The organism is Acinetobacter sp. V2 (genome assembly GCF_001188385.1).
GTDB lineage: Bacteria > Pseudomonadota > Gammaproteobacteria > Pseudomonadales > Moraxellaceae > Acinetobacter > Acinetobacter oleivorans.
In genome coordinates, this window is record NZ_JZFB01000001.1 from 647,306 (window position 1) to 653,224 (window position 5,919).

5 protein-coding genes and 1 pseudogene are annotated in these 5,919 nt (G+C 40.4%); 5 read left to right on the forward strand and 1 reads right to left on the reverse strand.

What is annotated here, in order from left to right:
• From UC75_RS03010 to UC75_RS19930, 5 genes and pseudogenes are all read left to right on the forward strand, one after another.
• Positions 1-262: SDR family oxidoreductase (locus UC75_RS03010; RefSeq protein ID WP_128825179.1), on the forward strand; the 262-nt coding region annotated here is incomplete at its 5' end.
• 44 nt (positions 263-306) lie between these two features.
• Positions 307-1,545 (forward strand): isochorismate synthase, encoded by a 1,239-nt coding sequence (locus UC75_RS03015; RefSeq protein WP_049836634.1) that lies wholly within the window; start codon positions 307-309, stop codon positions 1,543-1,545.
• A complete protein-coding gene (locus UC75_RS03020) occupies positions 1,542-3,206 on the forward strand; it encodes a (2,3-dihydroxybenzoyl)adenylate synthase (protein WP_049836635.1) in 1,665 nt (554 codons plus the stop codon). The genes UC75_RS03015 and UC75_RS03020 overlap by 4 nt, the downstream gene beginning before the upstream one ends.
• Positions 3,207-3,227: 21 nt before the next feature.
• Positions 3,228-3,878, forward strand: a pseudogene (locus UC75_RS03025) (isochorismatase family protein); the annotation flags it as partial.
• 30 nt (positions 3,879-3,908) lie between these two features.
• A complete protein-coding gene (locus UC75_RS19930) occupies positions 3,909-4,097 on the forward strand; it encodes a phosphopantetheine-binding protein (RefSeq protein WP_235823111.1) in 189 nt (62 codons plus the stop codon).
• Positions 4,098-4,152: 55 nt separating this feature from the next.
• Here UC75_RS19930 and UC75_RS19935 read toward each other — a convergent pair.
• Positions 4,153-5,919: efflux RND transporter permease subunit (locus tag UC75_RS19935; RefSeq protein ID WP_228137046.1), on the reverse strand; the 1,767-nt coding region annotated here is incomplete at its 5' end.

The following is a 5,919-nucleotide window of genomic DNA, read 5'->3' on the forward strand; positions in this document are numbered from 1 at the left end:
CGCACCTCACCAAGTAAGGCTTAATATTGTTTCACCAGGCTCTACGCTAACTCAAATGCAGCAGCAGCTTTGGACAGATAATTCACCTCCGCCTGCGGTAATCGATGGAGATTTAAGCCAATACCGTACAGGCATTCCCTTAAGAAAATTAGCCCAGCCTGAAGATATTGCCAATACGGTCAGCTTTTTACTTTCTGATCAAGCGGCACAAATTACCATGCAAGAAATTGTGGTTGATGGAGGAGCCACTTTAGGCGTTTAAACATTCATTCATTACAACAAAATAACTGTATAAGGAGTTGCGAGATGTCGGCACAGCATCCGTATTTTATCCAACGAGAAAATTTTACTGAAAGCCGCGTTGCACTAGCACAAGAAATTTTAAATTGTGGAAATGACGCAGGTTTTATTTTCACAACGCCAGAATACACCATCAATAGTCATCAAAAATTACGTGATATTCAAGTCGCTAAAAATAGCCTTTTAAAAGATTGGTTAGATGAAGCACGAGCTCAATTAGAACTTGCAATGAATGACGGTTATAAAGACGTCAAGATTATGGGTGGACTACCATTTTGCTCGGCAGCCGATGTCAATTTAATGCTGATGCAAAATGCAAAAATCTATCAGAAAGTACTCTATGCAAAGTCTGATATTGATTTTGGTTCTTTATCTTTAGAAAAGGCGGATTATTTCCCTTTAGGTGAACATTACCAACAGCAAGTTGAGTATTTAGTTCAACAAATGCAAGCAAAAAAACTTGATAAAGCCGTACTTGCTCGTATTTTACAACTTGAATTTGAACAAAATATTCCCGTCTCGGACCTATTTTATAACTTAGCTAAGCATAATCCCGAAGGTTATAACTATGCAGTCGCGAGGCATCCTCAAAGTGAAGGATGGTTTGTCGGTGCAAGCCCCGAACTTTTAATTGCAAAGCAAAATACAAGAATCTGGAGTAAACCGGTTGCTGGTACATTGGCTCGTGATGACGATCCAACCCTAGACCAAAATAACGCTAGAGCATTACTTGCTTCACAAAAAGATCAACATGAGCATGCACTCGTCATCGAAATGATTGCCGATGAGCTCACACCTTTTTGTAAGCAGTTAAAAGTACCTAAACAACCATCCCTGATTCGTACTAAACGCCTTTGGCACTTGGCATCACACATTACTGGCGAACTTAAGAAAGCCGATACACATGTTTTTGACTTAATTGAACGCTTGCACCCAACACCTGCAATTTGTGGGGAGCCTAGTCCAATTGCGAAAGAACTAATTCAGCAACTTGAACCATTTAACCGTGAATTATTTGCAGGAACTATGGGTTGGGCAGATGAACAAGGTAATGGTGAATGGTCGGTGACTGTTCGCTGTGCCCGAATTTATCAGAACATTGCCCGTTTATTTGCCGGTGCAGGCATTGTGGAGGCATCTCGTCCACAAGCCGAACATGCTGAAACTGCCGCTAAATTTCGCACTGTGCTGGACGGATTCCAGATTTCACCAAATCAATTGCCAATACAAGGACCAAACACATGACAACACAGGTTTATCTGGATGGTGCAGTGCCATATCCAGCAGAATTTGCTGAGATTTACCGTAAAAAAGGTTATTGGCTTGGACAAAACTTGAGTGATTTCTTGCGTGAAAGTGCTCAAAAATACCCGCAAAACATAGCAGTATATGATGGTGATAAAGCCGTTAGTTATGCTGAGTTTGATCATTTAGTTGATTACTGCACAAGCCATTTATATCAACATGGACTAAGAGCGGGTGACAAAGCAGTTGTACAGATGCCGAATCACTATCAGTTCTATGTTTTATTTTTTGCACTGATTCGGCTTGGTGCTTTACCTGTGATGTCTTTACCTGCACATCGCTATGCAGAACTCAGTAGTTTTTTCAAACAAACCCAAGCAAAAGCTTATTTCTGTGCTGATTTTGGTGCACAAAAATTTGACTACCGAGAGCTTGCCGAAAAGCTTCAGCAAACTGCTCCTTGCTTACAACATATATTTGTCCTTGGAAATGCCGACAAGTTTGTAGCGGTTCAAAATCTATTAAAAGAAACCCATATTTTAGATGAAGCCATCTCACCGACTACGGCAGATCAGGTTGCCTTTTTACAACTTTCAGGTGGAAGTACTGGTGTTCCTAAACTGATTCCACGGACCCATGACGACTATCTATATAGCGTACGTGAGAGCGCGAAAATCTGCCGTCTCAGTCAGTCATCACGCCTACTCATGGTTTTACCCGCGGCACATAACTTTTCAATGAGCTCGGCCGGTTCTTTAGGTATTTTTTATTCAGGCGGGGCTGTAGTTTTAGGCACTGATCCAAGCCCTGAAACTGCTTTTTCATTGATCAAAAAACACGGTGTGACTGATGCTTGCTTGGTTCCTGCTTTGGTTCGACCTTGGATGGATAAAGCAGCGAAAGATCAAGATCCAATATTGTCGACTCTACGTTGCTTACAAGTCGGAGGAGCACGTTTACCCGATGCAGTTGCCACACGCTTGATTGATGAGTTTCAAGTCAATCTACAGCAAGTTTTTGGCATGGCTGAAGGGCTGGTGAATTACACCCATTTTGACATGACGAAGGAGCAAATTATCCATACCCAAGGTTTAAAAATCTCGCCAGATGATGAAATTTTAGTACTGAATGATAATGATCAGCCAGTAAAGGCTGGAGAGGTAGGGCATTTGCTGACTCGCGGTCCCTATACTATTCGTGGCTATTACCAAGCACCGGAGCACAATGCACGATCTTTTACACCGGATGGTTTTTATCGAACAGGCGATTTAGTACGCATTCGCGAAGATGGCTGCATTGTTGTGGAAGGCCGTTCAAAAGAACAAATCAATCGTGCTGGTGAAAAAATTGCGACAGAAGAAGTTGAACAAGCTTTATTAACTCATCCACAAATTCGCCTAGCAGCATTGGTTGCTATGCCTGATGAGATTATGGGTGAAAAGAGCTGTGCTTTTGTTGCATGGCAAGCACACGCTGATGATCCAAGCCCAATTCGTCTTGCAATGTCCGTTCGTCAACATCTGAAAGACTATGGACTTGCTACCTACAAAATTCCCGATCGAGTCGAATTTATCGAGCAATTTCCATATACAGCCTTTGGGAAAATCGACAAAAAAAGATTACGTCAACAATTTGAAACCAACACCAAAGTTCTTGCTTAAAGATAAAAAAGGAAAAATTTAATGAGTATTCCTAAAATTGCCAGTTACAGCATGCCACAAGCGCACGAATTTACAGCGAATAAAACACATTGGCAGTTGCATACCGATCGCGCTGTTTTATTAGTACATGATATGCAGCAATATTTTTTAGATTTTTATGATCAAACTCAAGCGCCTATTCCAGAGCTCATTAAAAATACCAAAGAACTGATTGAAACTGCGCGTAAGTTTAATATCCCTGTCGTCTATACTGCACAGCCCGGTAACCAGACACCTGAACACCGCCAGTTATTAACGGACTTTTGGGGAACTGGTCTAAAAGATGATCCATATATTACCCAAATTTTGCCGGAAATTACGCCTGATAAAAATGATACTGTCTTAACAAAATGGCGTTATAGCGCTTTTAAATTTTCTCCACTCGAACAACTTATGCGTGAGTCAAACCGCGATCAACTCATCATTTGTGGTGTTTATGCCCATATTGGTTGCCTTATGAGTGCTGCAGAAGCATTTATGCTAAATATTCAGCCATTTTTATGTGGAGATGCACTTGCTGACTTTAGCCGTGAAGAACATGATATGGCTTTAAAGTATACAAGTACTCGTTGTGGGCAAGTCATGACAACTCAGCAAGTCACACGAGCTTGGGCGCTTGAACAAGCGGCATCACCACTCACTCAAGAAGGTATTGTTTTGGCAGTGAGTGAACAGCTTCAGATTCCAGCTTCAGACATTCAGTTAAATGATGATTTACTCATGCTTGGACTTGATTCGGTACGCCTCATGACATTAGTGGGTAAATGGCAAGCTTATGGCGCACAGGTAAGCTTTGAAGATTTAGCTGAACAACCCACACTAGAAGTTTGGATTGATAAGCTAGTCGCTTAAATTGAAAGAATAAAAAAAGGCAGATTTAATATCTGCCTTTTTTTTATTTTAACTTTTAAAAGGATGTATTGTCCTTTTTAATACGACTGTTAAATCTCAAAGCTCGACTCAACCATAGTTTGCTCATTGACCACTGAAAACTCGGTAAACTATGAACCACAACAAAGAAGAACACAGTAAATAGCGGTACCAGTAAAGTACCAAACACGACACTACCAAATACACTCATTCCAATTTCATATCTGCTCGCAGCGCCTGCACCAGTTGCAAAAATCAAAGGAACCACGCCCGCACCAAAGGCAAGAGATGTCATCAAAATCGGACGTAAGCGTAGCTTTAACGCTTCACTTGCCGCATCGATTTTACTTTTCCCTTGTTTGAGTGCTTGAGTCGCAAACTCAACAATGAGAATCGCATTTTTACAAGATAAGCCAATACCTGTTAATAGGGCAATTTGAAAATAAACATCGTTAGGTAACTTAAAAATCCAAGCAAAAATAATAGTGCCTGTAATGCCTAGAGGAAGCCCTAATAAAATAATAAAAGGAATTTTCCAGCTTTCATATAAGGCAGCCAAACATAAGAAAATAAACAAAATAGAAATGAGATATAAATAAATTGCTTGGCGGCTAGATTGTTGCTCTTGTAAAGAAAGACCGCTCCATGCGACATCTATACCAGACTGTTTACTGACCATATCACTTAACTGTTGCATTGCCTGACCTGAGCTAAAGCCAGAACTTACATTTGCTTCAAGTTGAATGGCAGCCAGTCCCATAAATCGGGTAAGAGCTTCAGGGCCACCTGTCCACTGACTTTGTGCAAAATGAGCGAGGGAAAGCATTCCACCTGAGTTATTGCGTACATGCCAATACGCTAAATCTTCAGGTTTAGAACGAAACTCTGAATCACCTTGCATAATGATTCTCTTAATTCGACCTCGTTCAACAAAATCGCCAACATAGTTTCCACCCCAAGCAGTTGATAGTGTTGAGCGAATTGCTTGTTGGTCAATTCCTAACATTTTGGCTTTATTTTGATCGAGTTGAATAAATACTTCGGCTTTATCTTCACTCACAAGAGGACTTAGATTTTCAAAGGCTGAATAATTGCGAGATTCTTTTTCTAAGGCTTTATATTGTTTAATTAATTCATCGCGACCTTGACCATTTACATCTCTAAGCCAAAGTTCTAAAGCATCAGATTGACCTAACCCAGATACACTTGGTGGCATTCCTACCATGACTTTAGCCGGCAAGTTTTTTTGTAAATATGCTTGGGCACGTTCACGAATAGCACTCGCTGTATTGGCTTCTCCTTTACGCTCATTCCAATGTTTAAGCGAAACAAAGGCCATACCTAAATTTGGACCGCTCCCTGAAAAGTTTTGTCCATTCACGACCAGTACGGTATTAATATTTTTGCCTTCATGTTCAAAGAAATAATTATTGACGAGTCTTCCAATTTCTTCGGTTTGGCTCATTGAGGCACTGTTATGCAAACTATAGGGAACAGCAAGTAATCCTTGATCTTCATTTGGAATAAAGCTTGTAGGCAAACTGCGGTAAATCATCAATAGAATAATCGCGATGCCTACAACTAACAGACTGGAAAATACTTTAAACTGGATTAAACGAACAGATAAAAAACTAAAAGCTGATCTGACTTTTTGAAGAGCAAGCTCAAGCATTTGTCCCCATTTCGGTTTTTTATTATGTTTTTTTAATAGAACTGCGCACATTGCAGGTGTAATGGTCATGGCTACAAATAGCGATAACAACATGGCTGCTGCTAATGTAATAGAAAACTGACGGTAAATCAT